This is a genomic window from Caballeronia grimmiae (assembly GCF_022879615.1).
GTDB lineage: Bacteria > Pseudomonadota > Gammaproteobacteria > Burkholderiales > Burkholderiaceae > Caballeronia > Caballeronia grimmiae.
Window position 1 is genome coordinate 1,166,482 of record NZ_CP084271.1, and the last position, 25,098, is coordinate 1,191,579.

General features: G+C 64.1%; 21 protein-coding genes and 1 pseudogene. 13 read left to right on the plus strand and 9 right to left on the minus strand.

Annotated features, from left to right (window positions below):
• The first annotated feature begins 121 nt into the window (after positions 1-121).
• Positions 122-586 (plus strand): GNAT family N-acetyltransferase, encoded by a 465-nt coding sequence (locus tag LDZ21_RS05595; RefSeq protein WP_244794555.1) that lies wholly within the window; start codon positions 122-124, stop codon positions 584-586.
• Positions 587-604: 18 nt separating this feature from the next.
• On the opposite strand, the gene LDZ21_RS05600 is transcribed toward LDZ21_RS05595, so the two are convergent.
• On the minus strand, positions 605-1,438 hold the full coding sequence (locus tag LDZ21_RS05600; protein WP_244794556.1) for an AraC family transcriptional regulator: 834 nt from the start codon (positions 1,436-1,438) through the stop codon (positions 605-607).
• A 146-nt stretch (positions 1,439-1,584) separates the two neighbouring features.
• Between LDZ21_RS05600 and LDZ21_RS05605 the strand changes: the two genes are divergently transcribed.
• Positions 1,585-2,001, plus strand: coding sequence for a gamma-glutamylcyclotransferase family protein (locus tag LDZ21_RS05605; RefSeq protein ID WP_244794557.1), 417 nt, complete (start codon positions 1,585-1,587; stop codon positions 1,999-2,001).
• 101 nt (positions 2,002-2,102) lie between these two features.
• Here the strand turns inward: LDZ21_RS05605 and LDZ21_RS05610 are convergent, their stop codons facing one another.
• On the minus strand, positions 2,103-2,348 hold the full coding sequence (locus tag LDZ21_RS05610) for a hypothetical protein (RefSeq protein ID WP_244794558.1): 246 nt from the start codon (positions 2,346-2,348) through the stop codon (positions 2,103-2,105).
• A 290-nt stretch (positions 2,349-2,638) separates the two neighbouring features.
• On the minus strand, positions 2,639-3,388 hold the full coding sequence (locus LDZ21_RS05615) for a YdcF family protein (protein ID WP_244794559.1): 750 nt from the start codon (positions 3,386-3,388) through the stop codon (positions 2,639-2,641).
• Positions 3,389-3,631: 243 nt separating this feature from the next.
• On the opposite strand from LDZ21_RS05615, the gene LDZ21_RS05620 reads away from it, so the two are divergent.
• Positions 3,632-3,943, plus strand: coding sequence for a hypothetical protein (locus LDZ21_RS05620; RefSeq protein ID WP_035969206.1), 312 nt, complete (start codon positions 3,632-3,634; stop codon positions 3,941-3,943).
• Positions 3,944-4,144: 201 nt separating this feature from the next.
• Here LDZ21_RS05620 and LDZ21_RS05625 read toward each other — a convergent pair whose 3' ends face one another.
• Complete coding sequence (locus LDZ21_RS05625) at positions 4,145-4,402, minus strand: hypothetical protein (RefSeq protein ID WP_244794560.1); 258 nt, start codon at positions 4,400-4,402, stop codon at positions 4,145-4,147.
• Positions 4,403-4,604: 202 nt separating this feature from the next.
• On the minus strand, positions 4,605-5,006 hold the full coding sequence (locus LDZ21_RS05630; protein ID WP_035969202.1) for a transposase: 402 nt from the start codon (positions 5,004-5,006) through the stop codon (positions 4,605-4,607).
• Positions 5,007-5,429: 423 nt separating this feature from the next.
• On the opposite strand from LDZ21_RS05630, the gene LDZ21_RS05635 reads away from it, so the two are divergent.
• The 9 genes and pseudogenes from LDZ21_RS05635 to truB all read left to right on the plus strand — a co-directional run bounded on the left by LDZ21_RS05635 (position 5,430) and on the right by truB (position 17,723).
• Positions 5,430-6,332: a LysR family transcriptional regulator gene (locus LDZ21_RS05635; RefSeq protein ID WP_244794772.1), complete on the plus strand. Its 903-nt coding sequence runs from the start codon at positions 5,430-5,432 to the stop codon at positions 6,330-6,332.
• A gap of 160 nt (positions 6,333-6,492) precedes the next feature.
• Positions 6,493-7,665 (plus strand): pyridoxal phosphate-dependent aminotransferase, encoded by a 1,173-nt coding sequence (locus tag LDZ21_RS05640; protein WP_244794773.1) that lies wholly within the window; start codon positions 6,493-6,495, stop codon positions 7,663-7,665.
• A gap of 315 nt (positions 7,666-7,980) precedes the next feature.
• Positions 7,981-8,829, plus strand: a pseudogene (gene scpB, locus LDZ21_RS31285) (SMC-Scp complex subunit ScpB); the annotation flags it as partial.
• 220 nt (positions 8,830-9,049) lie between these two features.
• Positions 9,050-10,915 (plus strand): 23S rRNA pseudouridine(2605) synthase RluB, encoded by a 1,866-nt coding sequence (gene rluB, locus LDZ21_RS05650; RefSeq protein ID WP_244794562.1) that lies wholly within the window; start codon positions 9,050-9,052, stop codon positions 10,913-10,915.
• A gap of 365 nt (positions 10,916-11,280) precedes the next feature.
• On the plus strand, positions 11,281-11,739 hold the full coding sequence (gene rimP / locus LDZ21_RS05655) for a ribosome maturation factor RimP (RefSeq protein WP_035969196.1): 459 nt from the start codon (positions 11,281-11,283) through the stop codon (positions 11,737-11,739).
• On the plus strand, positions 11,736-13,211 hold the full coding sequence (gene nusA, locus LDZ21_RS05660) for a transcription termination factor NusA (RefSeq protein WP_035969193.1): 1,476 nt from the start codon (positions 11,736-11,738) through the stop codon (positions 13,209-13,211). The genes rimP and nusA overlap by 4 nt, the downstream gene beginning before the upstream one ends.
• Positions 13,212-13,304: 93 nt before the next feature.
• Entirely contained in the window at positions 13,305-16,304 is a 3,000-nt protein-coding gene (gene infB, locus LDZ21_RS05665) for a translation initiation factor IF-2 (RefSeq protein ID WP_244794563.1), read from the plus strand.
• 96 nt (positions 16,305-16,400) lie between these two features.
• Positions 16,401-16,778, plus strand: coding sequence for a 30S ribosome-binding factor RbfA (rbfA, locus tag LDZ21_RS05670; RefSeq protein WP_035969188.1), 378 nt, complete (start codon positions 16,401-16,403; stop codon positions 16,776-16,778).
• Positions 16,779-16,781: 3 nt separating this feature from the next.
• Complete coding sequence (gene truB / locus LDZ21_RS05675; RefSeq protein ID WP_244794564.1) at positions 16,782-17,723, plus strand: tRNA pseudouridine(55) synthase TruB; 942 nt, start codon at positions 16,782-16,784, stop codon at positions 17,721-17,723.
• Between the two features lie 65 nt (positions 17,724-17,788).
• Here truB and LDZ21_RS05680 read toward each other — a convergent pair whose 3' ends face one another.
• The 4 genes from LDZ21_RS05680 to LDZ21_RS05695 form a co-directional block, all read right to left on the minus strand.
• Positions 17,789-19,348: a DHA2 family efflux MFS transporter permease subunit gene (locus tag LDZ21_RS05680; RefSeq protein ID WP_035969184.1), complete on the minus strand. Its 1,560-nt coding sequence runs from the start codon at positions 19,346-19,348 to the stop codon at positions 17,789-17,791.
• 24 nt (positions 19,349-19,372) lie between these two features.
• Positions 19,373-20,635 carry an EmrA/EmrK family multidrug efflux transporter periplasmic adaptor subunit gene (locus tag LDZ21_RS05685; protein ID WP_244794565.1) on the minus strand — a complete coding sequence of 421 codons (1,263 nt, stop codon included), beginning with the start codon at positions 20,633-20,635 and terminating at the stop codon, positions 19,373-19,375.
• A gap of 52 nt (positions 20,636-20,687) precedes the next feature.
• Positions 20,688-22,211, minus strand: a complete 1,524-nt coding sequence (locus LDZ21_RS05690; protein WP_244794566.1) for an efflux transporter outer membrane subunit — start codon at positions 22,209-22,211, stop codon at positions 20,688-20,690.
• A 79-nt stretch (positions 22,212-22,290) separates the two neighbouring features.
• Positions 22,291-22,806, minus strand: coding sequence for a MarR family winged helix-turn-helix transcriptional regulator (locus tag LDZ21_RS05695; protein WP_035969178.1), 516 nt, complete (start codon positions 22,804-22,806; stop codon positions 22,291-22,293).
• Positions 22,807-23,220: 414 nt separating this feature from the next.
• Between LDZ21_RS05695 and typA the strand changes: the two genes are divergently transcribed.
• Positions 23,221-25,047 (plus strand): translational GTPase TypA, encoded by a 1,827-nt coding sequence (typA, locus tag LDZ21_RS05700; RefSeq protein WP_244794567.1) that lies wholly within the window; start codon positions 23,221-23,223, stop codon positions 25,045-25,047.
• Positions 25,048-25,098 lie beyond the last annotated feature (51 nt).

Here is a 25,098-nt window from a genome sequence, read left to right on the forward strand (position 1 = left end):
CCGCATTTGCTGCCTGATTTCCTGATTAAGCGGAAACCACGCTGTGATCCTCGCATTTTGATTGCCAGCACGCTCGCGCTGTCATAGTGTGGAGGCACTGTCCCGTGCCTGCATGCGTGCGATGCTCGACCCGACCGAAGACCTTTCCCTCTATCAACTCCGCCAGGCGACGATGGCCGATTTCGCCTTCGCCGAAGCGCTCACGCACGACAACATGGTCGGCTACTACCGGCGGCACAACCTCGTCTGGCGCGGCGATCTGTTCCTGTCGAGCTGGCGAGAGTCGGAGAACTTCATTCTGCAAGCGGACGGCGTGCCGATCGGCATGATGCGCGTCACCGAGGAACATCATTCCCTTCATATTCGCGACGTGCAGATCGCGCAGGGCTATCGCGGGCGGGGCGCTGGCACCTTCCTCCTCAACACCGCCCATCGGTGGGCCCGGGCGCGCGGTCTGGCCGAATGCCAACTGCGCGTGTTCGTCGATAACCCCGCCGCGCGGCTCTATGTGCGCATGGGCTATCGACCGGCCGGGCCGCGGCTGGCGCAACTCGGCGCTATAAGGCACATGGTTCGGCGCGTCTGAGGCTTTCGACCTAGCCAATTAGAGGCTGTCGCCGTTGCCTCCGTCGCTGGAATCGCGTGCGAAGAAGGCGCGGGGGCTTTCGCCGAAAGCGCGGCGGAACATCGCCGAGAACGCACTCTGACTCTGATAACCCAGCTCACGTGCAACCTGTGCGAGCGGCCGCCCCTGGCTCAAGAGCGGAATGGCTCGCGCGAGTACCGCCTGCTGACGCCACTGCGAAAAGCTCACACCCAGTTCCCGCCTGAAAAGCCGCGCGATGGTCCGCGTGCTCGCGCCCGCTTCCGATGACCAGCGTTCCAGGTCCGCATGCGAGGGGTCCGCCAGCACCGCGTTGCAGAGCGCGCGCAGGCGCTTTTCCGTGGGCATCGGCACGGAAAGCGGCAAGGGCTGAGAGCGAATGATTTCATCGAGCGCGAGGGTGCCGAGCAGCCGCTCGCGCTCGCGGGTGATCGGCTTGTCGTCGAGCGCTGCAATCACTTCCCGCAGTAGCGGCGATACTTCAACGACACGGCACGCATCCAGCCCCGCCGGCACGACGCTGGCATCCACGTACAGCGTGCGCAGATACGCGTCCTCGACGATCACGACTTCGTGGGTCACGTTGGGCGGCACCCAGATCGCGCGCGAGGGCGGCACCATCCAGGTGGAATCGGCGGTCGCGACGCGGAGCACGCCGCGCGATGTGTACGCCACCTGCGCCCACGCATGCGTATGCAGCGCGATCCGCACGCCGGACGGCACCGGGCGCGACCGTACGCGGATGGGATGGTCGAGCGTCGGCGAATGCTCGACGGGAATGTCGAGATGTTCGACTTCCTCGTTGATCGGCCGTGAATGGGCGAAGGACGCCATGTTCGTATCAGTCTGTGCTCGTGTTGCATGACGGCACTGGACACCGGCCGCGACCCGTCGATGTTAGTCGAGCAGCGAGCGCAGCGGGTTTTTGAGCGGCGATAATGGTCGCTCACCTGATTATCGACGTGGGAGCGGTTTCTCCGATGCAATACGTTTTCGTGTACGGCACGCTGCGAGCGGGCGAAGTCAACGATATCAACGCGGCTGCACAACGTCATGCGATTGCGGCGCCGACCAGAATCAGCGCTGCGCACGTGGCCGGCCGTTTATACGATTTCGGCTCGTACCCGGGACTGGTGCTGGACGACGCAGGCGCGCCCATTCATGGGGAGGTTTATCGGATCGATGACGCGCTCGTGCCCGTGCTGGATGAGATCGAACACGTGTATCCGGGCGTGGAAGGGCTTTTTCGCGCGCATCGTTTGCACGTCGAAGTCGAGCTGGACGGCGCGGCGACGCCCATCGACTGTCTGATCTACCCGGTGACGGCGGCAGCGGCGCAAGGACTGCCGCGCATAGAAGGTGGCGACTGGATCGCGCACCGGACTGCTCGCGGCTAAGCGCGAAACGAAAGTAAAAAGCAATCCACGCCGTCACGCGACGCGTGTGCATCGCAGTGACGGCGCGACGACCCGCGCTGCGGGCCGGAAGCCGAAGCGCGTTACTCGGCGGATTGCTTCTTCGACTTGCCGTGCGACTTCTTGTGATGGCCCGACTTGCCCGACGTCGACTGGTCCATCTGCATGTCTTGCATGCTCGACTGGCGCGATTGCAGCGCTTGCGCGCGCGATTCGACGTCCGCGATCGTTGCGGGATCCGTGCTCATCCGCACGCCTTGTTCGCTTTGCGCATAGGCCGATGCGACTGCGCTAATGGACAACAGAACAGCCAGGGACACTTTCTTCATTTTTAGCTCCTAATAGCAGTTGAACCCGGGAATCGCCTGCCGATCCGGTTGGACAGACGCATCGAGACGAGCAAAAAGCGCTCCTGCCGATGACGGCGCGCTCGTGCGTCAATGACGACGGCGATGACGCGGGCCAGCCGGCGGGCGACGATTCCGCCTGGTCGATCGTAAGCCCAAAACAAGTACGCAAGATGTCGGACAGGCGATTTCGTCCAGCCATCGAGGCCGGAGCAAAATCATACCGGCGCGTTTCAGTACTTTTTAGTCCTGATTATTTTGATATGGCGCCCCTAATATAGATGCAGCCAGCGATAGACATGAAACCGGGCCAGTCCAACGAGTTCATGCAGCGCCAACTCGCTGTTTTCGAAGCTCTTGAAGCGCGGAATGAGCGTGAGCCGTGAGCGCCGGACGTCGGAGACATAGGGTTGCGGTTCATAGCCGAACGCCTCGAAAGCCCGGACAGAACGCCGCATGTGGTAAGCCGACGTGATGACGATCAAAGCGCCATCGTGCGCGTTCCCTAAGATATCGGCTACGTTCTGTGCGTTCTCGTAGGTGTTCAGGCTTTTGTTCTCGCGCGTGAGGTCGGCGGATGGCACTCCGCGCGCCAGGACGTAAGGCGCATAGTTGTCGGCTTCCGCTTGACCGTGATCCTGCGGGTCGCCGCCGCTCAGGATGACGCGGCAGGACGCGCCTTTCGCGCGGCACTCGCGATAAACCTGCGCCGCGGCATCGATGCGCGGCATCGCGGCCCGCTTGGGAACGAGTCCGGCGTCGCTGCGGGAAGTGCCGCCGCCCATCAGGACAATCGTCGTTTTAGGAGCGAAGGCAGGCGGTATCGTCTTTTCATAACCGTACTGTGCGAGGACGAACAGCGGCCTCGCGAACCAGCCTGTACCGAAGCCCCAGGCGAGTAACAGGCCAACGATGGCGATCTGCTTGCGCCTTCGCGGCCAAAGCGCTAACAATGCGAAAAAAAGCAGCAATAAAGTAAATAGAACCGATTTGATTGGGGTAACGTATTGGTTTAAGGACAATTCGCTCCGTCATCGTGTTTTCGAGAGCGCATCGGCGGGGATGTAGAAGGCGCGTGATCAGCGCGCGTCAACGGGGGTTTTAAGAGAAAGCAGCACCTAACGCAAGCGGCGGCCAAACATTCAGGCTGCGAACGGCAGTCTCGCTCGTCAGCGCGAAATTCGGCGCGCCGCGTTTAGTCGACGTCGCGGCTGTCTTGCGACCGTCACGAGCGTCGTCATGGCTGCACAGGAAGAAAGAACGAGATGACCACGTATTCCAACGAAGCCGTACTCGAAGCACTTCGCCGAGCCCAGTATCGTCAAGTTCCGTGGGCGAAACGCCCCAACGTTTTCGACCGTCTTCGCGCCCTCGGGCTGCTCGAACTCGCGCGCCAACGAACCGTCGCGCCGGCGCCCGGGTTCCACGCGCCAGTCGATATCGCCGTCGTCACCGAGCGTGGAAAGCAGGAATTTTCGCGGCTGTCGAGAGATGAGCGTTCAACCGACTGGGATTTGCGCCGTGCCGAGCCATACACGTTCGGCGGCCACGAAGCGATGCTCGAAGCGAGAATCTAGTCAGCGCCCCTGGACGGCGCGGACCGATCGGTGAACGGGCCGAGGGGCAGCGTCGTCGCTGGTGCGGGCGGTGAAGGTCGAAAAAAAGCCCGTATCCTGGGGATACGGGCAGACCGGATATCACTGTTGCCATGCTGTGCTCATGGCATAAGGTGTGACTGATGCCAGCGCGCGGGGTTCCGCGATAACGAACCGCCGCAATCAGTGTTGCGGTGAGCGTTCCTCGCGATCGTTGTCCGGCCGAGCGCGGACATTGCTCGCGATGTCCCCGCGCAGGTCGCCGCGCGGCGCGGGCGGTGTCGCAGTACGGGCGCGCGCTGCATTCTGTTGCGAAGCCGCCGACGTGCGGGCGCCCAAACGCAATTCCGATGATGCGAGCGGCGGCTGGGCCTGGCCGGCTGCCGCTACGCCTACGAGCGCGAGCAGCGCGCCCCGGACGAGCAGAGTCGATGCCTTCATGGAAAGTCCTTCGAGTCCTCGTGGACGTGTTCATCCACTCCACAAGCTATGCCTCGTCGGATCGTGCCGCTGTAAGCAATGGTAAAGAGATGTATCGCGTAAAGCGGCTAGCGCTCTTGCGAGAGAAAAGAGTTACGACGCGCGCAAAGGAAGAGAGACCGCCGTAGCCGGCGCGCAACCGGCTACGACCGAAGCAACTGACTCAGGCCATCTTCGCGGGCGCGCGCCAGGATTCCGGATTGGTCCAGAAAGCGCCGCGCAAGCGGTCACGGCTGGGCGGTGCGGGCGGCTTCACCGCGCTAGAACCGATGCGTCCGCGCAGCGAAACTTCACGGCCGTTGCTCGACAGCCGCTTCACGATTTCCGCGAGCGTGCCATCGGCTTGCCATTCGTCGAAGCGACGACGGCAGGTAGGCGGCGAAGGATAACGGCCAGGAAGCTTCGACCAGCCTTCGCCGGTCGACAACACCCACAGCACGGCGTTCACCACCGAGCGCGCTTCGACGCGCGGACGGCCGCGCCGTTCGCTACGCGCCGGCTCGGAACAGAACAACGCCTCGACCAGCGCCCACTCGTTATCTCTCAAATCGTCGAACAGCACCATATCTCACCTCAGCGAAGCTAACCCCGGTGCGCTGCCCCGCGCCGCGCACTCTGGTCGGAATCCGATGAACGAATACCAAGGAAAGGCCGAAGCGGCCGCGGCAGTGCTGCAAGATGTCCGCGTATGGCTCCGACCTTTGTGCGCAATGAAATGCGAGAACCGTGCCATGCGTATCGCGAAATCCCGGGAACCCGCATGGCAGTAGGCTGACGCGATGCCAGCATGGCCCGTATCAGACCCGAAACGGATTGATTAAGAAATCGGGACAATCACCAATCCTGTGCAGCAGGCCCATCCGCCGTGCGTTCAATGCGGATTGCTGCACCGCAGCGAAACCAGGGCCGATAAGCGAGCGGCGACGCAGCGCCCCTATAATCCGGCATGAAAACCGGCTATTGATGATTCTGTGTAATGAACGCGCCTCTGAACGTGACGTTGCGGCAACTGCGCGTCTTTATCGAAGTATCCCGGCTGCGCAGCTTCAGCCGCGCGGGCGATGAAATCGGCCTCACGCAATCGGCGGTCAGCCGCTGCGTGCGCGAGCTGGAAGGCGAGATCGGCCTGAAACTGATCGACCGGACGACGCGCGAGGTGCAGTTGACGGACGTCGGCGTCGATCTCGTCGGCACGGTATCGCGGCTGCTCGCCGATCTCGACGAAGCGTTGCGCGAGGTGCGCGATCTCGGCCAGCAACGTCGCGGACGCGTGATCGTCGCCGCAAGTCCGACGGTCGCGTGCCGGCTGATGCCGCGCGTGATCGCCTCGTGTCTGCGGCAGCATCCGCTCATCACCCTGAGTCTGCGCGATGACGTGCAGTCCGACGTGGTCCGCAAGGTCAAATCGGGCGAAGTGGACTTCGGCGTCGTGATCGGGCCGTTCGCTGCCGACGAGCTCGAGTGCCAACCGGTGATGACCGATTCCTTCTGTCTCGTCGCGCGACGCGATCATCCGCTCGCGCAGGAGCGCGCCGCGCCCTGGGCGGCGCTCGCGGGCCAACGGCTGGTGATGCTCGACTATGCGTCCGGCAGCCGGCCGATCATCGATGCCGTCATGCAGGAGCATGGCGTCGACGCGCACGTCGTTCAGGAGCTTGGTCATTCGGCGACCGTGTTTGGTCTCGTGGAGGCGGGCGTCGGCGTCAGTGTGTTGCCTTGGCTCGCGCTGCCGCTGCCGGCGGACTCATCGCTCGTGGCGTTGCCGCTCGAGCCGCGTGCCGAGCGCACCGTCGAGCTGGTGCGCCGGCGCGACCGGTCGTTGTCGCCTGCGGCCGAATCGGTTTGGGCGTTGATCGCGGGGCTGCCTGCGCGCGCGGAAGAACTGGAATAAGGCCGGAATAAGCCCGAAATAACGCCGGAACGAGCGGCAGGTCATCTCGAAATCGACGCGGCCGCGTTAGACTTCGTTTTTTTCGACGGAGCGGGCGATGAGTGAATCGGAAGGCGCGGTGATCGTTGAATTGAGCGGCTTGACGGGCGCGCAGGCGGAGATGCGCGGCGCTCCCAACGCGCGCGATGCCGTGCGGGCGCTGCGGCCTTCGCAGATCCGCGAAGTGGCGAACGCGGGGTTCGGCGTGCCCGATGTGCTGCCGTTCTGGTTCGGCGAGTCGGACCGCGTCACGCCGCCTTTCATCCGCGATGCCGCGAGCCGCGCGCTCGCCGATGGCGCAACGTTCTACACGCACAATCTCGGCATCGCGCCGCTGCGCGAGGCGCTGGGGCGCTATGTCAGCGCACTGCACGGCGCGACGCCCGCGGAAAACATCGCGGTGACGAGCGCCGGAGTCAATGCGCTGATGCTGGCGGCGCAACTCGTCGTCGGCGCGGGCGATCGCGTGGTGGCGGTGACGCCGCTCTGGCCGAACCTCGTCGAAATCCCGAAGATCCTGGGCGCGACGGTCGACACGGTTTCGCTGAGCTACGGCCCGCGCGGCTGGACGCTGGACGTCGAGCAACTGCTCGCGGCGCTGACGCCCTCCACGCGCATGCTGATGATCAACTCGCCGAACAACCCGACCGGCTGGACGATGACGCGCGACGAGCAACGCATCGTGCTTGAGCATTGCCGGCGGCATGGCATCTGGATCGTCGCGGACGAAGTCTATGAGCGGCTCTACTACGGCGCGGGCGCAACGGTCGCGCCGTCGTTCCTCGATCTCGCGGCGCGCGACGAACGCGTGATCGCGGTGAATTCGTTCTCGAAGGCGTGGCTCATGACCGGCTGGCGTCTCGGCTGGATCGTCGCGCCGACGGCCTTGATGGACGATCTCGGCAAACTGGTCGAATACAACACGTCCTGCGCGCCGTCTTTCGTGCAGCAGGCGGGCATCGTCGCCGTGGAGGAGGGCGAAGCCTTCACGCAATCGCTCGTCGCCGATCTGCGGGCAAGCCGCGATCACCTCGTCAAGGCGCTGCAAAGCATCGACGGTGTCGATGTCCGCGCCCCCGACGGCGCGATGTACGTGTTCTTCTCGCTGCCCGGCGCGTCGGACAGTCTGGCGCTGTGCAAGGCGCTGGTGCGCGAGGCGGGGCTCGGACTTGCGCCGGGCAGCGCATTCGGCGCGGAAGGCGAAGGTTTCGTGCGCTGGTGCTATGCATGCGACCCCGCGCGGCTCGACGAAGGCGTCGAACGCTTGCGGCGTTTTCTCGCGCTACGCACCTGATGAGTGAGCGCCGGGGCAGGGAATCAATCACCTTTACGCCCCGGTTCTTTTTGCGTAATATGGCGCTCAGTCATGCGCTTTCGCCTAGGAAAGCGCCACCTCGTCCGGCTGGGATGGCCCGGCGATTCGCTCACCGATCGCCCATTGATGCCTCCCCCCGGTGCGTGCTCCCAATCAATATGACCGATCAATCGGGCGAGCGCGTCTGAAACTCCGCGTCCAGCTTTATCGCGTGCACCGCTGCGGTGCCGTTTGAATCCGCTCAGGCTCGATTTGAAATTGGATCATTGACCATACAGGGTTGACCCAAGCTGCATGAATACCCAAGAGGCGAAAATCGTCCTCGAGACCGCTTTGATCTGCGCGCAGGAGCCACTGCGGCTGAGTGAGTTGCGCAAGCTTTTCGCCGAAGACATATCGGCGGATACCGTGCGTACGCTGCTCGAAGAGCTCCAGGCCGCATGGTCGGACCGCGGCGTCGAACTCGTGGCGCTCGCGTCGGGATGGCGCTTTCAAAGCAAGGCCGCCATGCGGACTTATCTCGATCGGCTGCATCCGGAAAAGCCGCCGAAGTATTCGCGCGCCGTCATGGAAACGCTGGCTATCATTGCTTATCGGCAACCGGTGACGCGCGGCGATATCGAGGAGATTCGCGGCGTCACCGTCAATACGCAAGTGGTCAAGCAATTGGAAGATCGCGGATGGATCGAGGTGATCGGTCATCGAGATGTACCCGGCCGGCCCGCGCTCTACGCGACGACCAAGCAGTTTCTCGACGATCTCGGCCTGACCGCGCTCGACGAACTGCCCGCGCTGGACAATCCGTCGTCGCAACTGGAAGCATCGTTGCTCGCGCAGCATTCGATCAATTTCCCGGATGGCGCGGCGGCGCAGGCGTCGCTGAAAGACGCCACGGGCGAAAGCGGCGAGCAGGACGCGCAGGTAGCCGATATCGATCAAACCGCCGCAGAGGCAGCGGAAAGTAACGAAAAAGCCGGAACGGATCATGCGAACGTGGATGGCGAGACCGCCGCTTCGTCGCTGACCGAATTTCGCGTGCAGCCGCTGAAGCCGGAGCACGAAGCCGCAGACGCCGGCAGCGCGGATGCGGCTCGCGAGGCGCACGGCGACGAACAGGCCGCACGCCCGTCGTCCGGCGTCGACCTGACCGACGACGATTCCGAAGAGGAACCGAAGGCGCGCCGCGCCTGATGCAATTGCATGGCCCCTGATTCACCCGGTCTTCGATAAAAGATTACGTCGAAGACGGAGGCCGGTCCGATCAGTGGATATTTTTGGCGCGTCCGCCCGGGCGCGCACTTCGACATTTGAGGTTGTTTTGACACACTCCCACGACAGCGATTCGCCCGAATCCGCGCGGCCCATGCATGCCGCGGACGCCCATGACTCGGCCGATGCCGGCGAACGCACGCGCAGCGACGAGAGCGCCGACGGCGACGATCGTCCGCGCCGCGGCCTGCGTCGCGGGCCGCGCAGTCTGATCGCGCGACGCCGCGCTGTCGCCAAGACGAAGGGCGCCGATGGCGCGCCCGCCGCGCCGGGCGCGGTGACGGAGGCGCCGCCCGATGGCGTCGTGGTCGCGCAGGTACGCATGCCGCGCAAGGACGCGAGCGCGAAGACGCCGCGTAACGCCGGCGGCGAGCCGCAGACCGAAAAGCAGGGCGAGAAGCCCGCGCGCAAACAAGGCGGGCGCAAGAACGCGCGCCCCAATCCGGGCGAGGCGGGAATCGAGGCATCGGGCGAAACGGCAGCCGCCGCACCGCGCGAAGGCGGTCGTCGCAAGGCGCCCCAGCAGACCCGCGACAAGCAGGACAAGCGCGGTAAGCGCAACGATGCGGGCCCGGCGACGGTCGAGAAGGCCGCCGCCGCTGCCGTCGACGACGTGTTCGCTTACGTGACGTCGCCCGCATTCGACGCGGACAACGGTTCTGGCGGCGTGCGTGCGCCGATGCTGCGCCGCGGCCGCAATGCCACCCAGCAAAAGCGCGTGCTCGAGCCGGACGACGACACACCGAAGCTCCACAAGGTTCTCGCCGATGCGGGCATGGGCTCGCGTCGCGACATGGAAGAACTGATCATCGCGGGGCGGGTGTCGGTGAACGGCGAGCCGGCGCACATCGGGCAGCGGATCATGCCGACCGACCAGGTGCGCGTCAACGGCAAGCCGCTCAAGCGCAAGCTCGCGAGCAAGCCGCCGCGCATCTTGCTGTATCACAAGCCGACGGGCGAGATCGTCAGCCACGCGGACCCGGAAGGGCGTCCCTCGGTGTTCGACAAGCTCCCGTCGATGAAAACGGCCAAGTGGCTCGCGGTCGGCCGCCTCGACTTCAATACCGAAGGCTTGCTGCTGCTCACCACCTCGGGCGACCTCGCGAACCGCTTCATGCATCCGCGATACAGCGTCGAGCGCGAGTACGCGGTGCGCGTCGTCGGCCAGTTGTCGGAGGCAATGAAGCAGAAGCTGCTGAAGGGTGTCGAACTCGACGACGGCCCCGCGAACTTCCTGCGCATTCAGGACGGCGGCGGAGAAGGCACGAATCACTGGTATCACGTCGCGCTGGCGGAAGGCCGCAATCGCGAAGTGCGCCGGATGTTCGAAGCGGCCGGCCTGATGGTCAGCCGCCTGATCCGCACGCGTCACGGTCCGATCGCGTTGCCGCGCGGCCTGAAGCGCGGCAAGTGGGAAGAGCTGGAAGACAATCAGGTGCGCAGTCTCATGGAGTCGGTGGGCCTGAAGGCCCCGGTCGCCGAGAAGGGCGGACGCAGTTCGACGCCGCGTGTGCAGCCCGATCCGATGCAAACCTCGATGGGCTTCATCACCCGTGAGCCGGTGCTGAGTTCGCACTTGCGCATGGCGCAAACGCCGGTTCGCGGCGGGCGGCGCGGCGCGGCGGGCGGCATGCCGGGCGGGTTCGGCTTGGGCAGCGGTTTCGGCGGGAACAGCGCCAATGCGGGCGGTTCCGGCCGGCGCGGTGGCCAGGAAGCGAACGGCAATCGCGCCGGCGGCGAGCCCAACGGCAACCGCGCGAACAGCGGCGGTCGTGGTCCGGGCCAGCGCGGCGCTCGTCCGCAAGGCGGCCCGCAGGGTGCCAATGGCCCGGCCAAGCGCGCAAGCGGCAATGGCCCGCGCGGCGGCAATCGTCAGGGCGGCGGACAGCAGCCCGCTGCGACGCAGGGCAAGGCCGGCGCAGGTCGCGGCGGTCCGCGCAATCGCTCGCGCGGACGATGAAAACCTGTTCGTCGCCTGACCGGGCGACGAACAGGACCGGTCGATAGCGGCGCTGTCGGCCGAATTCGAAAGCGCGCAGCCCGCGGCATCGACACAAAGCAAAAAAGCATGCGATCCGGCGCGAAACAGTGCCGAACGCGGGCGTTACGTTTGCGTTTATCCCGAAAAATGGCTAAAATCACGAAGTCGCTGGGCACATAGTTTTCGCGCTGCCCGGGTGCGACCTCGGTTGAAAAAGATGGGCGTTGCGCCCATTTTTTTTTTGGCTTTTTGGTTCGGCATCTCGGGAGCAGGGGTGCGCGCCCGGTCAAGGCGCTCGCCCGCAGGTGTTTCGCGGCGCGATGCGCGAACACCTTGGAGTTACTGTGCAACTGACGGAATTGATTGAAACCACGGTCTCGAGCCTGGGCTACGAGCTTGTCGATCTCGAGCGTTCGGGAGGCGGCATGCTGCGCATCTATATCGACCAGCCGGCCGGTATCGCCATCGAAGACTGCGAAAAAGTCACACGTCAGCTCCAGTACGTGCTCGAGGTCGAGAACATCGACTATGACCGCCTCGAAGTGTCGTCGCCGGGGCTCGATCGCCCGCTCAAGAAGCTGGCCGATTTCGAGCGCTTCGCGGGAAGCGAAATCGTCATCACATTGAAAAAGCCGCTGGACGGCCGCAAGTCGTTCCGGGGCATTCTGCACGCCCCGCAAGGCGAAAAGATCGAATTGGAATTTGAAGGGAAGGACGGCGCCGCAATGCTCGATTTCACGGTCGCGGACCTCGATAAAGCACGTCTCGTCCCCAAAGTTGACTTTAGGAGCCGCAAACAATGAGTCGCGAAGTTTTGATGCTGGCGGATGCGCTGGCGCGCGAAAAGAACGTCAACAAGGACGTGGTGTACGCAGCCCTGGAGGCTGCGCTGGCTTCGGCAACGAAAAAGCTGTTCGAGGAAGATGTCGATATCCGTGTCGCGATCGACCGTGAAAGCGGCGAACACGAAACGTTCCGCCGCTGGCGCGTAGTGCCGGACGAGGCCGGCCTGCAAGAGCCGGATCAGGAAATCCTGCTGTTCGAAGCGAAGGAGCAGAAGGCCGACGCAGAGGTCGACGATTTCATCGAGGAACCGATCCCGTCGATCGAATTCGGCCGTATCGGTGCACAGGCCGCGAAGCAGGTCATCCTGCAGAAGGTGCGCGACGCCGAGCGCGAGCAGATCCTGAACGACTTCCTCGAGCGCGGCGAAAAGATCATGACCGGCTCGGTCAAGCGTCTGGACAAGGGCAATTTCATCGTCGAATCGGGTCGTGTGGAAGCGCTGCTGCGCCGCGACCAGCTGATTCCGAAGGAAAACCTGCGCGTGGGCGACCGCGTGCGCGCGTACATCGCGAAGGTCGATCGCACCGCGCGCGGTCCGCAGATCGAACTCTCGCGCACGGCGCCCGAGTTCCTGATGAAGCTGTTCGAACTCGAAGTGCCGGAAATCGAACAAGGGCTGCTGGAAATCAAGGCGGCCGCGCGCGATCCTGGCGTGCGTGCAAAAATCGGGGTGATCGCCTACGACAAGCGCATCGACCCGATCGGCACTTGCGTGGGCATCCGCGGTTCGCGCGTGCAGGCTGTGAGGAACGAGCTCGGTGGCGAGAACGTCGACATCGTGTTATGGTCGGAAGACCCCGCGCAGTTCGTGATCGGCGCCCTTGCGCCGGCAGCCGTCCAGTCGATCGTCGTCGATGAAGAAAAGCATTCGATGGACGTCGTCGTTGACGAAAGCGAACTCGCGGTCGCCATCGGCCGCAGCGGCCAGAACGTTCGACTCGCCAGCGAGCTCACCGGCTGGCAGATCAACATCATGACGCCGGACGAGTCGGCGTTGAAGCAGAACGAAGAGCGTGGCAAGTTGCGCGACCTGTTCATGGCGCGTCTCGATGTCGACGAGGAAGTTGCCGACATCCTGATCGACGAAGGCTTCACGAGCCTCGAAGAAATCGCCTATGTGCCGCTCAACGAGATGCTCGAAATCGAAGCTTTCGACGAAGACACCGTGCACGAGTTGCGCAACCGCTCGCGTGATGCGCTGCTGACGATGGCCATCGCCAACGAAGAGAAGGTGGAAGGCGTCGCGCTCGATTTGAAGAGTCTGGAAGGCATGGACAACGAGCTTCTCGCGAAGCTCGCGGAGCACCAGGTTCAAACCCGCGATGACCTCGCGGAGTTGGCAGTAGATGAACTGGTCGAAATGACCGGTATGGAAGAGGATGCCGCTAAGGCGTTGATCATGAAAGCACGTGAACACTGGTTCCAGTGAGAAATGACCATGGCGCACTGATATATCGCGGCCGGTTTGGCCGCATGACCCCGATCTAACCGCAAGGATTGGTCCTTGCATCAAGAGGAATGAATGGCGAGTAACAACGTAGCCCAATTTGCCGCGGAACTCAAAATGCCTGCGGGCGTCCTGCTCGAGCAGTTGCAGGCGGCTGGCGTCCAGAAAGCGAGCGCGAACGACGACCTGTCCGAGACGGACAAGGCGCGTCTGCTCGATCATTTGCGCAAGTCGCACGGTTCCGCCGACGCCGACAAGCGCAAGATCACTTTGACCCGCCGGCATACGTCGGAAATCAAGCAATCCGACGCAACGGGTAAAGCTCGCACCATTCAGGTCGAGGTGCGCAAAAAACGTGTTTTCGTGAAGCGCGACGAAACCGGCGTCGAGCAGCCTGTCGAAACGCCCAATCACGTCGAAGAGCCGGAAGTCGACGAGGCCGAACTGCAGCGCCGCGAAGAAGAAGCGCGCCGCGCCGCCGAGCAGCTCGAGCGCGAAGAGCGCGAGCTGAAGGAGCGTCAGGCCCAGCTCGAGCGCGAGGAAGCCGAGCGCCGCGCCCGCGAGGAAGCCGCTGAAGCCGAGCGCCGCAAGCAGGAAGCCGAGGCGGAACGCCGCGCGACGGCGGCGGCGCAGGCAGCGGAAATCTCCCGTGCGGCTCAGGCTGCACGTCAGGAGGCGCGTACGCCGGTCACCGCCGAGGCGAAGGCCGAGCCGAAGCAGGACAAGCAAGACAAGCAAGACGACAGCGCTCAGCGCGCAGCCGCTGCCGCCGCCGAAAAGGCAGCGGAAGAGAAGGCCGCCAGCGAGCGCGCCGCCCAGCGTGAAGCCGCGAAGAAGGCGGAAGAAGACGCGAAGGCGGCCGCTGAGAAGACTCGCATGGAGCAAGAAGCCATCGCGAAGCGCCGTGCGGCGGCTGAAGCCGAAGCACGCGCCATCCGCGAGATGATGAACACCCCGCGCAAGGCGCAGGTCAAGGCGCCGGAACCGGCCCCGGCTGCGAAGCCGGCGGAAGCGGCCAAGACTGCCGAAGCGAAGGGTACGCTGCACAAGCCTGCGAAGCCGGAAGGCGCGCAGGCAGCGCGTCCCGCCGTCAAGAAGCCGGCTGCCGGCGCACCTGCGCCCGCAGCGGCGGCTCCTTCGGGCGACAAGAAGAAGGCCGGCAGCAAGGGCGGCTGGCAGGACGACGCATCGAAGCGCCGTGGCATCAAGACGCGCGGCGACACGAGCGGCGGCGTCGATCGCGGCTGGCGCGGCGGTCCGAAGGGCCGTGGCAAGCATCAGGATCAGACCACGTTCCAGGCGCCGACCGAGCCGATCATCCGTGAAGTGCACGTGCCGGAAACCGTTTCGGTGGCCGACCTTGCGCACAAGATGTCGGTGAAGGCTTCGGAAGTCATCAAGGTAATGATGAAGCTTGGCCAGATGGTCACCATCAACCAGGTGCTGGACCAGGAAACCGCGATGATCGTCGTCGAGGAACTGGGCCACCGCGCGGTTGCGGCCAAGCTGGACGATCCGGAAGCGCTGCTGACCGAAGGCGAAACGACCGAGGAAACGGCGGAGCGTCTGCCGCGTCCGCCGGTAGTGACCGTGATGGGTCACGTCGACCACGGCAAGACGTCGCTGCTCGACTACATCCGTCGCGCGAAAGTGGCGGCGGGCGAAGCGGGCGGCATCACGCAGCATATCGGCGCTTATCACGTCGATACGCCGCGCGGCGTCATCACCTTCCTCGACACGCCGGGTCACGAAGCCTTTACGGCAATGCGTGCGCGCGGTGCGAAGGCGACCGACATCGTCATTCTGGTGGTCGCAGCCGACGACGGCGTGATGCCGCAGACGAAGGAAGCAATCGCTCACGCGAAGGCGGGCGGCGTGCCGATCGTCGTCGCGATCAACAAGATCGACAAGCCGGACGCCAACCCCGACCGCGTGAAGCAGGAACTCGTCGCGGAAGGCGTGGTGCCGGAAGAGTACGGCGGCGATTCGCCGTTCCTCGAAGTGTCGGCGAAAACCGGCCAGGGCATCGACGATCTGCTGGAAAACGTCTCGCTGCAAGCCGAAGTGATGGAACTGACCGCGCCGGTCGAAGCTGCCGCCAAGGGTCTCGTCATCGAAGCCAAGCTGGACAAGGGCAAGGGTCCGGTCGCAACCATCCTGGTGCAGTCGGGCACGCTGAATCGCGGCGACGTGGTTCTGGCAGGCAGCGCCTACGGCCGCGTCCGTGCGATGCTGGACGAAACCGGCAAGCCGACGAAGACCGCAGGTCCGTCGATCCCGGTGGAAATCCAGGGTCTGTCGGAAGTGCCGGCGGCGGGCGAAGAAGTCATCGTGTTGCCGGACGAGCGCAAGGCGCGCGAAATCGCGCTATTCCGTCAGGGCAAGTTCCGCGACGTGAAGCTGGCGAAGCAGCAAGCCGCCAAGCTCGAGAACATGCTCGAGCAGATGGGCGAAGGCGAAGTGCAGAACCTCCCGCTCATCGTCAAGGCGGACGTGCAGGGCTCGCAGGAAGCGCTCGTGCAGTCGCTGCAAAAGCTGTCCACCGGCGAAGTGCGCGTGCAGATCGTGCACAGCGCGGTCGGCGCGATCAGCGAGTCGGACGTCAACCTGGCAACGGCGTCGAAGGCGGTCATCATCGGCTTCAACACGCGTGCGGATGCGCAAGCCCGCAAGCTCGCCGAATCGAACGGCATCGACATCCGTTACTACAACATCATCTATGACGCAGTGGATGAGGTGAAGGCGGCGATGTCCGGCATGCTCGCGCCGGAGAAGCGCGAGACGGTGACGGGCATGGTCGAAGTGCGCCAGGTGATCCGCGTGCCGAAGGTCGGCCTGATCGCGGGCTGTATGGTGACGGACGGTTTCGTCAAGCGTTCCTCGTCGGTGCGCGTGATCCGCAACAACGTCGTCATCCATACCGGCGAACTCGAATCGCTCAAGCGCTTCAAGGACGACGTCAAGGAAGTGCGTCAGGGCTTCGAGTGCGGTATCTCGATCAAGAACTTCAACGACATCGTCGAAGGCGATCAGCTGGAAGTCTTCGAAGTGACGGAAGTGGCTCGCACGCTGTAACGCATCAATACGCTGAGCCTCGAGGCGGAGCGGGCCAAACGGCTGGCTCCGCCTTTTTCTTTGGCGCGGCGGCAAGACAGAAAACGGAACAAGATCATGGCTAAAAGACGGACATCCGCGAACCGCAACGTGCAGATTGCGGATCAGATTCAGCGAGATTTGTCGGAGTTGATGCGCGAGGTGAAGGACCCGCGCGTCGGGATGGTGACGATTCAAAGCGTCGAACTCACGCCGGACTACGCGCACGCGAAGGTCTATTTCACGACGCTCACGGGCGATCCGATGCAAACGCAGGAAGCGTTGAACCACGCGGCCGGCCATCTGCATAACCAGTTATTCAAGCGGCTGCACATCCATACGGTGCCGACGCTGCATTTCCACTATGACCAGACGATCGAAAAGGCCGTCGAGATGTCGCGCCTGATCGACGAAGCAAACGCGACGCGCGCCAAGGACGACGAGGAAGGCGCCTGAGCGATGACCGCTTCGAAGAACCACGCCGCCCGGCCGAAGCTCGTGCGCCGCGCGCTCGATGGCGTGCTGCTGCTGGACAAGCCGCTCGGGCTGTCGAGCAATGACGCGCTGATCAAGGCGAAGCGCATTTATCTGGCGAAAAAGTCGGGTCATACCGGCACGCTCGATCCGCTCGCGACTGGCCTCTTGCCGCTTTGCTTCGGCGAAGCGACCAAGTTCTCGCAAGACCTGCTCGACGCCGACAAGACCTACGAAGCGACGATGCGTCTCGGCATCCGCACGGCGACGGGCGATGCCGAAGGCGAAGCGGTGGAAACGCGCGACGTCGCGTGCGATGAAGCGGCCGTCGAAGCGGCGATGACGCGGTTCATCGGCGATATCGTGCAGATTCCGCCGATGTACTCGGCGCTAAAGCGCGATGGCAAGCCGCTCTACGAATACGCCCGCGCCGGGCAGACGGTCGAGCGCGAAGGCCGTCAGGTGACGATTCACGCGCTGAAGATGATCGCGTGCGCGTTGCCGCTCGTGACCTTTCGCGTGACGTGCAGCAAGGGCACCTATGTGCGGACGCTGGCGGAGGATATCGGCGAGGCGCTGGGTTGCGGGGCGCATCTGACGGCGCTGCGTCGCACGGGCGTGGGCGCGCTGACGCTCGAACATGCGCTGACGCTGGACGAACTGGCGGAACTCGACGAAGCGGATCGCGACGCGCGGCTGCAGCCGGTGGACGCGCTGTTGTCCACGTTTCCCGCGGTGCGGCTCGACGACGAAGCATGCCGCCGGTTTCTGCACGGGCAGCGGCTCAAACTGGCCGAAGTGTCGCCGGAGCACATCGAGGCGGGCCGCGTGCGCGTCTACGCGCAGGCAGGCGGCCGTTTGCTCGGCGTGGCAAAAGCAGGCGAAGGCGTGCTCGCGCCGGAGCGCCTCGTCGTCACGGCAAGCTAAGCACAAACGAAAAAGCCCGGAATCGCAAGATTCCGGGCTTTTTCACGTGCGCGGTGCAGAAAGACTCAATGCGCCGCCGATGCCGCCGCCGCCGAATCCCCGCCGCCCGCGCGTTCGGGCCGCGTGATCCAGATCAGCGCGATCAGCGCGACAAAAATTCCCGCTGAAATATAGAACATGTCGTTCACGCCAAGCTGCGCGGCCTGCTGCGTCGCCATGCTGTTGAAGAGACCGTAAGTCTGTTCCTGCGACATGCCGAGCGCGCCCATCTGCTGCATCGAATTCACGAACGTCGGGTTGTAGGCGTTGGCCTGTTCGATGAGTTGCGCGTGATGCACGATCGACCGATGCTCCCACGCCGTCGAGAAAATCGACGTGCCGATACCGCCGCACATGATCCGCACGAAGTTCGACAGTCCGGACGCCGCCGGTATGCGATGCCCCGGCAGCCCCGACAGCGTGATCGACACGAGCGGAATGAAGAAGCCCGCCATGCCGATGCCCTGAATCAGCGTCGGCAGCGTCAGCGACCACGTATCGACGCCGGTCGTATAGCGCGAGCGCATCCAGAAACACAGCGCAAACACCAGGAACGCGGCCGTCGCGATGCGGCGCGGATCCGTGCGCGGCAAGAACTTGCCGGTGATCGGCGAGAGCAGGATCGCGAACACGCCGACGGGCGCCATCACGAGACCGGCGTTCGTCGCCGTGTAGCCGATATCTGTCTGGAGCCACAACGGCAGCAGCACGAGATTGCCGAAGTACAGCCCGTAACCGATCGACAGCGCGATCGTGCCGCCCGTGAAGTTGCGCAATTCGAATAGCGACAAGTCGACGACCGGATGCTCCGCCGTCAGCTCCCACACGATGAAGAACGCGAACGAGATGACGGCGATCAGCGCGAGCACGACGATGGTCGTCGAGTTGAACCAGTCGAGGTCCTTGCCCTTGTCGAGCATGACTTGCAGCGAGCCGACCCACACGACGAGCAGCGCGAGCCCGACCGTGTCGATCGGCGCCTTGCGGATCGCGGAATCGCGGTCGCGGAAGATCACGAACGTCGCGAGCGCCGCCGCAATGCCGACCGGGATGTTCACGTAGAAGATCCACGGCCACGAAATGTTGTCCGAGATCCATCCGCCGAGCACGGGGCCGGCGACGGGCGCGATCAGCGTGGTCATCGACCACATGGAGAGCGCCATCGGCGCTTTCTCGCGCGGATAGCTCGCGAGCAACAGCGTTTGCGACAGCGGGATCATCGGGCCGGCGACCGCGCCTTGCAGCACGCGAGCGGCAAGCAGAAACGGCAGCGTCGGCGCGAGTCCGCACAGCCACGACGCGAGCACGAACAGGATGATCGAGCCGAGAAACAGCCGCACCTGGCCGATACGCTGCGTGAGCCAGCCGGTCAGCGGCACCGAGATCGCGTTGGCGACCGCGAACGACGTGATGACCCACGTGCCCTGATCCGACGATACGCCGAGGTCGCCGGAGATCGACGGAATCGAGACGTTGGCGATCGACGTGTCGAGCACGTTCATGAACACCGCGAGCGACACGGCGATCGTCCCGACCACCAGCTTCCCGCCCGAGAGCGGCGGATGAACGACGTTAGCTTGAGACATGTGTGGAGTCCGCGATGCTGCCGCTTACATCAGCTTGGCGGCCGACGCGGACTTCGTCGCGTTGCCGCGCGAAGCCGACGGCGGCGTGCCCTGCGTGCCGGCGCCCGTACCGGCGTTCTGCTGGATGATGCGCGCGATTTCCGCGTCCGCCTGCTCGCCGTACTTGTCGAACACGTTCGTCTGATACACCGTGTTTTGCGCCGCGCCGAGCTGACCGCCTTGCTCGTCCTTGATCGTGACATCCACGTTCATCGACAGGCCGATGCGCAACGGATGCTGTTCCAGTTCCTTCGGATCGAGCTGAATACGCACCGGCAGACGCTGCACCACCTTGATCCAGTTGCCCGTCGCGTTTTGCGCCGGCAGCAGCGAGAACGCCGAACCCGTGCCGGCCGAGAAGCCGATCACCTTGCCGTGGAACACCACGCCCGATCCATACAGGTCAGCCGTCAGTTCGACCGGCTGGCCGATACGCATGTGCTTCAGCTGCACTTCCTTGAAGTTGGCGTCGACCCACACGGCGTTGAGCGGCACGATCGCCATCAGCGGATTGCCCGGCGCCACGCGCTGGCCGACCTGCACCGAGCGCTTCGCGACATAGCCCGTGACCGGCGCGGGCAGCGTGTTGCGCGCATAGTTGATGTACGAATCGCGCACCTTCGCCGCAGCGGCAAGCACGTTCGGATGATCGGCGATCGTCGTGTTGGCCGTCAGCGAGCGGTTGGACGCGAGCTCCTGTTGTGCTGCGTCGAGCGCGGCTTGCGCGCTGCGAACCGCATCGCGCGCGTGCGAGATTTCTTCCTGCGACACCGCGCCCGTCTGTGCGACGGTCAGGCGGCGGCGAAGGTCGTCCTGCGCCCGCGACAAGTCCGACTTGCGCAGGGCGATCTGCGCTTCGTACTGGTTGTTGTTCACGAAGAACGTACGGACCTGGCGCACCGTCTGCGCGAGATTCGCTTCGGCCTGATCGAGCGCGACCTTGGAATCGGCCGGATCGAGCGCGACAAGCGGATCGCCGGCTTTCACGGTCTGCGTATCGTCGGCATTGACGGAGATGACTGTGCCGACCACTTGCGGCGTGATCTGCACGACGTTGCCGTTGACGTAGGCGTCGTCGGTGTCTTCGTGGAAGCGCGCAACGAGGAAGTAGTACAGGCCGTACGCGACAGCCGCGATGATGATGACGAGCACGATCAGCGCCATCAGCCGGCGGCGCTTGCCGTTGTTTTGCTTCGGCGCCGGCGCGGAGGCGGGTGCGCTGGCGGCGTTCTGTTTAGGGTCGCTCATGAAGGGCTCCGAAAATTCCGTATTGGTCTTAATGCGTGTTCTTGTGCGCGGCTCAGTGCGATGCCGCTTGCTGGTTCACGGCCTGGCGCTGTCCGCTGCCGTCGATGGCAAGGTCGGTGCTCGTCGCGTCGAAACCGCCGCCGAGCGCCTGGATCAGCGCGATCTGAAGATCGCTGCGCTTCAGGCGCAGGTTCGTGACGGTCTGCTCGTTGGCGAGGCGGTTCTGGTCCGCCGTCAGCACTTGCAGTTGCGGCGACAGGCCCGCTTTGTAGCGGATCACCGCGAGCTGGTAGGCGCTCGTGGCGGCGGCGAGCGCGCGCTGCGCGTCGGCCATTTGCCTGTCGAGCGCGCGGATCGCGGCGATGTTGGTCGCCACGTCGTTCAGCGCGTTGATGAGCGTCTGGTTGTAATTGGCGACATCGTTTTCGAAGTCGGCGTAGCGGCCCTTCAACTGCGCGCGCAGTGCGCCGGCGTCGAAAATCGGCAGGTGGATTGCCGGGCCAGCCTGAATCTGCCGGCTGCTCGCCGTCAGGAAGCGGCCCCAGCCGAAGGCGTCGAAACCGAAGCCTGCCGCGAGGTTGATGTCCGGGAAGAACTCGGCCTTCGCTTCCTTGATGTTGTGCGTCGCCGCTTCGATTTGCCAGCGCGACGCGACGATATCCGGCCGGCGTGCGATCAAATCGGCGGGCACGTTGTCCGGCAGCGCGACGTTGATGTCCGGATTGATCAACGGATTGGCAATCTGCAGCCCGCGATCGGGGCCTTTGCCCAGCAGCGCCGCCAGCTGATAGCGCACCGACTGGATCTGCCCGTCGAGTTCGCTGAGATTGGTCTGGCTGGTCGCGACGTTGCCTTCGGCGGTGCGCTGCTCGACATTCGTGTCGAGACCGGCGGTGACGCGCCCGCTCGTGATGCGCCCCACGTTCTCGCGATTGGAGATCTCGCGCTGCGTCACATCCCGCAGCGCATAGAGCAGCGCAAGCTGGTTGTACGTGCGCGCCACGGATGCCGCCAGCGTCACGCGCGCCTGCTGCATGTCGGCTTCGGCCGCCTTCTGCTGCGAGACCGCCATGTTCAGGCGCGAGCGGTTCTTGCCCCACAGATCCAGATCCCACGACGCGCTCGCGAGCACGTTGTTCTCGCTGTACCACGTTCCGCCGTAGGGCGGCGGGAAGAGGGCGTTGGCCGAATAGAGCTCGCGCGTCCACGAATATTTGGCCTCGACGTGCGGATAAAGCGACGAACGCGAACTCTCGATATAAGCCGACGCCTTCGCAATGCGCGCCTGCGCCTGCGCGATGCTCGGATTGCCCGCGAGCGCCTCGTCGATGAGTTGCGGCAGTTGCGGATCGCCGAACTGTTTCGCCCAGTCGAGGCTCGGCCACTGGCCGCCTTGCGCCGGCACGCTCTGGGTGGACTCCAGCGTTTCCGGTGCGGTGATCTGCTTGTCGCTCGAAATGCCCGCGTAGTTCGCGCAGCCCGCGATCGCGAGCGCAGCCACGGCGGCGGCCACGGCGCTCTGCGCGCGGCGCAATCGGCTCGCGGGCCAAAGTGCGGACAAGGAAAGGTGTTTCATCGCTCGTCTCTTGAGAGAGGTATGGATTATGGACGTTGCAACTATTTCAGATGCGCTGGCAGACGGATCGTCCCGCGCGTCATCGCGAAGGCGCGCCGGGCTTTTCGACGGTGCCGGCGAGGCACGCGGCAGCGGGATCGCAGGTGTTCGCGAGAATCCGCCGCAGCATGCTTTTCAGGAACCCGACTTCCTCCGGCGTGAAGCCGGCGAGCAGCGTATCCAGCACGCGCGTGAAGATCGCCGGGACCTGCTCGGCCATCGCGCGGCCGTCGGGCGTGAGCGCGAGGCGCACCACACGGCGGTCTTCGTTGCTGCGCACGCGCGACAGCAGCCCGCGCTTTTCCAGCCGGTCGATGAGACGCGTGACCGCGCTCGCGTCGATGCCGTATTCGCGGGCAATGTCGGCCGCCGTCAAGCACTTGCCGACCGCCAGCATGAACACGATGCTCGCCTGCGTACTCGTGATGCCGAGTTCGGCAGTCGTGTGCTGCGTCACCATGTTCCAGAGCGTCGAGCGCACGCGACTGATCAGATAGCCGACGCTCTCGCTCAGCACATAGCTGTCGATCGACGTGGGTTTTGGGGCGTCGCTCATGAAAGGAATATGCAAGTGCAATAGTGGACTAGGCAGGATTATAGGCGCGGCGTTGCGCCGCCTGCAAGGGACTTTTCTGGATCCGCTTACAATGAACGGCGCGTTTCGCTTGCGGCCTTATGCGACGAGCGTCAGCACGTCTCGCCGCGTTCGGCGGCCCGGCGCGGCGCCGTCGAAGGCCTCGCTAGAGGTTCGGGTAGTGTCCTATTGTCGAAAAGACGACGTTTGTGCGTGCTATACTTTACGGTTCTCACCGCGCCGGGCCGGAAGAGTAGTTCAAATCCCTGAAGTCTTCCGAGCGATCCACGCCAGGCGTCATGCACGATGTGACGCTCAATCGACGGTCTGCCGAGCCAGCCAGGAGTTTTCAACTCCCGGGGTTCGCTTCGACGGCGCACAACCAAGATATCCCTTATGACTCGCGCCCTCCGCAATATCGCCATCATTGCTCACGTCGACCACGGCAAGACCACGCTCGTCGACCAGTTGCTCCGTCAATCGGGCACGTTCCGTGAAAACCAGCAGGTCGCCGAGCGCGTCATGGACTCGAACGACATCGAAAAGGAACGTGGCATCACGATCCTCGCGAAGAACTGCGCGGTCGAGTATGAAGGCACGCACATCAACATCGTCGACACCCCCGGGCACGCCGACTTCGGCGGCGAAGTGGAGCGCGTGTTGTCGATGGTCGATTCCGTCTTGCTGCTCGTCGACGCCGTCGAAGGCCCGATGCCGCAAACGCGCTTCGTCACGAAGAAGGCGCTCGCGCTCGGCCTCAAGCCGATCGTCGTCGTCAACAAGGTGGATCGTCCGGGCGCGCGCATCGACTGGGTGATCAACCAGACCTTCGATCTGTTCGACAAGCTCGGCGCCACCGAAGAGCAACTCGATTTCCCGATCGTCTATGCATCGGGTCTGAACGGCTTTGCCGGACTGAATCCGGACGTGCGCGAAGGCACGATGCGTCCGCTGTTCGAAGCCATCCTCGAGCACGTGCCGGTTCGCCCGGCCGATCCTGACGGTCCGCTGCAACTGCAAATCACGTCGCTCGACTATAACTCGTACGTCGGCCGTATCGGCGTGGGCCGTGTCGCGCGTGGCCGCATCCGCCCCGGCATGCAGGTCGCGGTGCGTTCGGGCCCGGACGGCGCAATCCTGAATCGGAAGATCAATCAGGTGCTGTCGTTCCACGGCCTCGAGCGCGTGCAAGTGGAAGAAGCGCAAGCGGGCGATATCGTGCTGATCAACGGCATCGAGGAAATCGGCATCGGCGTGACCATCTGCGCGCCGGAGAATCCGGAAGCCCTGCCGATGATCACCGTCGACGAACCCACGCTCACGATGAACTTCCTCGTGAATTCGTCGCCGCTCGCGGGCAAGGAAGGCAAGTTCGTGACGAGCCGCCAGATCCGCGATCGTCTCACGAAGGAACTGAATCACAACGTCGCGCTGCGCGTGAAAAATACCGGCGACGAAACCACGTTCGAAGTGTCGGGCCGTGGCGAATTGCACCTGACCATTCTCGTCGAGAACATGCGCCGTGAAGGGTACGAACTCGCGGTGTCGCGTCCGCGCGTGGTGCTGCAGGAAATCGACGGCGTGAAGTGCGAGCCGTATGAAAACCTGACGGTCGATATCGAAGACCAGCATCAGGGCGGCGTGATGGAAGAACTCGGCCGGCGCAAGGGCGAAATGCTCGACATGACGTCCGACGGCCGTGGCCGCACGCGCCTCGAGTACAAGATTTCGGCGCGCGGTCTGATCGGCTTCCAGAGCGAGTTCCTGACGCTCACGCGCGGCACGGGTTTGATGAGCCATACCTTCGATTCGTATGCGCCGGTCAAGGAAGGCTCGGTGGGCGAGCGCCGCAACGGCGTGCTGATCTCGCAGGACGATGGCGCCGCTGTCGCTTACGCGCTGTGGAAGCTGCAGGATCGCGGCCGCATGTTCGTATCGCCCGGCGATGCGCTGTATGAAGGCATGATCATCGGCATTCACAGCCGCGACAACGACCTCGTCGTGAATCCGATCAAGGGCAAGCAGTTGACCAACGTGCGCGCATCGGGCACCGACGAAGCCGTGCGCCTCGTGCCGCCGATCCAGCTTTCGCTGGAATACGCGGTCGAGTTCATCGATGACGACGAACTCGTCGAAGTGACGCCGCAATCGATCCGTCTGCGCAAGCGTCACCTGAAGGAACATGAGCGCCGTCGCGCAAGCCGCGAGTCGGCTGCTGACTAAGCCTCACAGCAGTGACAAGCAAAAGCCGCCTTCGGGCGGCTTTTGTGTTTA

What these genes read in the sequence shown, in the direction of transcription:
- LDZ21_RS05595 (WP_244794555.1), top strand. Translation starts at nt 122, where the DNA reads ATGCTCGACCCGACCGAAGACCTTTCCCTCTATCAACTCCGCCAGGCG.
- LDZ21_RS05600 (WP_244794556.1), bottom strand. Translation starts at nt 1,438, where the DNA reads ATGGCGTCCTTCGCCCATTCACGGCCGATCAACGAGGAAGTCGAACAT.
- LDZ21_RS05605 (WP_244794557.1), top strand. Translation starts at nt 1,585, where the DNA reads ATGCAATACGTTTTCGTGTACGGCACGCTGCGAGCGGGCGAAGTCAAC.
- LDZ21_RS05610 (WP_244794558.1), bottom strand. Translation starts at nt 2,348, where the DNA reads ATGAAGAAAGTGTCCCTGGCTGTTCTGTTGTCCATTAGCGCAGTCGCA.
- LDZ21_RS05620 (WP_035969206.1), top strand. Translation starts at nt 3,632, where the DNA reads ATGACCACGTATTCCAACGAAGCCGTACTCGAAGCACTTCGCCGAGCC.
- LDZ21_RS05625 (WP_244794560.1), bottom strand. Translation starts at nt 4,402, where the DNA reads ATGAAGGCATCGACTCTGCTCGTCCGGGGCGCGCTGCTCGCGCTCGTA.
- LDZ21_RS05630 (WP_035969202.1), bottom strand. Translation starts at nt 5,006, where the DNA reads ATGGTGCTGTTCGACGATTTGAGAGATAACGAGTGGGCGCTGGTCGAG.
- LDZ21_RS05640 (WP_244794773.1), top strand. Translation starts at nt 6,493, where the DNA reads ATGCGCGGCGCTCCCAACGCGCGCGATGCCGTGCGGGCGCTGCGGCCT.
- rluB (WP_244794562.1), top strand. Translation starts at nt 9,050, where the DNA reads ATGCATGCCGCGGACGCCCATGACTCGGCCGATGCCGGCGAACGCACG.
- nusA (WP_035969193.1), top strand. Translation starts at nt 11,736, where the DNA reads ATGAGTCGCGAAGTTTTGATGCTGGCGGATGCGCTGGCGCGCGAAAAG.
- infB (WP_244794563.1), top strand. Translation starts at nt 13,305, where the DNA reads ATGGCGAGTAACAACGTAGCCCAATTTGCCGCGGAACTCAAAATGCCT.
- rbfA (WP_035969188.1), top strand. Translation starts at nt 16,401, where the DNA reads ATGGCTAAAAGACGGACATCCGCGAACCGCAACGTGCAGATTGCGGAT.
- truB (WP_244794564.1), top strand. Translation starts at nt 16,782, where the DNA reads ATGACCGCTTCGAAGAACCACGCCGCCCGGCCGAAGCTCGTGCGCCGC.
- LDZ21_RS05680 (WP_035969184.1), bottom strand. Translation starts at nt 19,348, where the DNA reads ATGTCTCAAGCTAACGTCGTTCATCCGCCGCTCTCGGGCGGGAAGCTG.
- LDZ21_RS05685 (WP_244794565.1), bottom strand. Translation starts at nt 20,635, where the DNA reads ATGAGCGACCCTAAACAGAACGCCGCCAGCGCACCCGCCTCCGCGCCG.
- LDZ21_RS05690 (WP_244794566.1), bottom strand. Translation starts at nt 22,211, where the DNA reads ATGAAACACCTTTCCTTGTCCGCACTTTGGCCCGCGAGCCGATTGCGC.
- LDZ21_RS05695 (WP_035969178.1), bottom strand. Translation starts at nt 22,806, where the DNA reads ATGAGCGACGCCCCAAAACCCACGTCGATCGACAGCTATGTGCTGAGC.
- typA (WP_244794567.1), top strand. Translation starts at nt 23,221, where the DNA reads ATGACTCGCGCCCTCCGCAATATCGCCATCATTGCTCACGTCGACCAC.